Source organism: Syntrophomonas sp. UBA5494 (assembly GCF_002426325.1).
Genome location: NZ_DIPG01000145.1, coordinates 1 through 2,128 on the forward strand (window position 1 = coordinate 1; position 2,128 = coordinate 2,128).

Sequence of the window (2,128 nt, forward strand, 5' to 3'; positions counted from 1 at the left end):
CCCTTAGCGGTTTATCCATTTATGAATTCATGATGCTGAGATAGAGCGGGGTGGTCATATACCCGACCGGCTGATTGAGATCCTCCAGACGCTGGAAACACTCGCGGGTCTTTTCGGGCTGCTCCATCTCGTAATAGACCCATCCCAGGTAGAACAAAGAGTCATCATAATAATTGCTGTTGGGAAACAGGTTCAGGTAATTGCTGTATAAACGCTCAGCCCGGGGATAGTCTTTTTGCAGGAATGATATCCTGGCCAGGTAATACTGGGCTTCGCGATGCAGATAGTCCTGGCTCCCCATAGCGACCACCATTCCCAGATTGCTGGAGGCAGTTTTGAAGTCGGCCTCCAGATATGCGTTGAGTCCCTTCTCATAGTAGAATCTTTCCTGGTGTTCATCATAATAAGAGCCGCCCATTTCATCTTCCGCATAGCCGGGGACGTTGGAGAGGTCGATGGCCGGCGCCTCTGTTTTTTGTGGGGCTTGCGGCGGGGCCGCATACTCGGCACTGGCCAAGCTCTGCAGCGGTATATCGACGTGCTGCTGATTTAGAGCGGGCACTGTGTTTTGATGCCAGGCAGCTCCGCCCATGACCAGCATCAGACATGCTGCCCCGGCCACTATCTGCCAGGATTTGCTGTGGGGTTTCTTCGGGGCAGTTCTGCTCATGATCGATTCAGGGACTTTGGGAAGAGTTGCCCGGGTGGACGAGGTTGTCGCGGCCAGATAACCCAGGAGGTTCTCATTGCTGCAGTCGATTTCCAGGCCCTTATTCCAGGCTCGCTGCGCCCGGTTGCGGTCCCCGTTGGCCAGATAGCACAAGCCCAGGAGCTGATACAGGCTCACAAAACCATCCTGCTCCAGCTTGAGTTCCTGCAGCATATCCATCGCGGCGGAATAGTTTTTGCGTTCCATCTGATCAATAGCCTCATCGAAACGCTTTATCCAGAACTGGAAGGATGGTTTCTTAATCTCCGCCAAGCGTTTTAAAACAGCACTGCCGGCCGTCTTAGTCTCCCTAGCCTGCTCCCACCATGTGACCGCCTGCTTGAAGTCGCCCAGACGGAAACTGCATTCTCCCGCCATCTCCAGCCACTGAACATCTGCTGCATCGGCATGCTCATTCAGCACCGCCAGGGCTGCGGAAATCTCATGGGCTTCCATTTTGGCCAGGGCCAGTTCCAAGAAATCGTTGTTGTTGTCACTGTTATTCAATCAATACCACCCCCTTACTGCTAAGTTCCACACCAGTCTATAAATACCTTCCATTTTTTGTAAGTCAAATTCCCCCAAATTGCGGCTTTTATAGTTGTCATCAGCCAGGGTTAGCACAAATAAGCATATAGAAACAGAGTCAATGAGGAGCGTGATCAAATATATGTATACGTCGCGATTTTTGCGCCTTACCCAGCCACACATGCAGGGCCCGGACGTTCTGGCCATCAATCAGGCTCTGCATAATCTGGGGTACTTGCGCGTGAAGGCAGACGACATTTTTCATGCCGAGACTGAGCAATCTCTGCGCCAATGGCAGGAAAAAGTCGGAATAAATCCGGATGGGGTGGTCGATCCCGATGTATGGTGCCGCCTGTCCAGCCAGTGTGTAATGACTTATGAGCAGATCGTGGCTGCCCAGCGTTACCCGGCCATAACTATAGACCTGCAAAGCCGCCGGCTGTTCTTTTTCAACAGCCCCGAGACATCCCGTACCTACCCGGTGGCCATAGGCAAGAGAAGCACTCCCAGCCCGCCGGGCAACTGGACCATTGTGCAGAAGGCCTTAAACCCCGGAGGTCCGTTCGGAGTCCGCTGGATGCGTCTGAGCGTTCCCTGGGGAGGCTACGGCATACACGGCACCAATAATCCCCGCTCCATCGGAAGGCTGGCCAGCCACGGCTGCATACGCATGTATAACCGGGATGTGACTGGACTGTATGACCAGGTTCCTCTGGGTACGCCGGTATATATTATAGGGGAGAGCCTGACCGGGCGGGTGATGCAGCAGGGCGCCCGGGGAGGAGATGTTTCCATAGTTCAGCGCCGTTTGCGCCGGTTAGGGTACTACAAATACAAAATAGACCGGGTCTTCGGACCCAAAATGCATGACAGCGTAGTGCGTTTCCAGCA

At 53.7% G+C, this 2,128-nt stretch carries 2 protein-coding genes; one reads left to right on the forward strand and one right to left on the reverse strand.

The window, feature by feature from the left end:
• Nucleotides 1-19 precede the first annotated feature (19 nt).
• Nucleotides 20-1,216 carry a tetratricopeptide repeat protein gene (locus tag B3W37_RS16310; protein ID WP_483176452.1) on the reverse strand — a complete coding sequence of 399 codons (1,197 nt, stop codon included), beginning with the start codon at nucleotides 1,214-1,216 and terminating at the stop codon, nucleotides 20-22.
• 202 nt (nucleotides 1,217-1,418) lie between these two features.
• Here B3W37_RS16310 and B3W37_RS16315 point away from each other — a divergent pair.
• Nucleotides 1,419-2,128: L,D-transpeptidase family protein (locus B3W37_RS16315; RefSeq protein ID WP_483176453.1), on the forward strand; the 710-nt coding region annotated here is incomplete at its 3' end.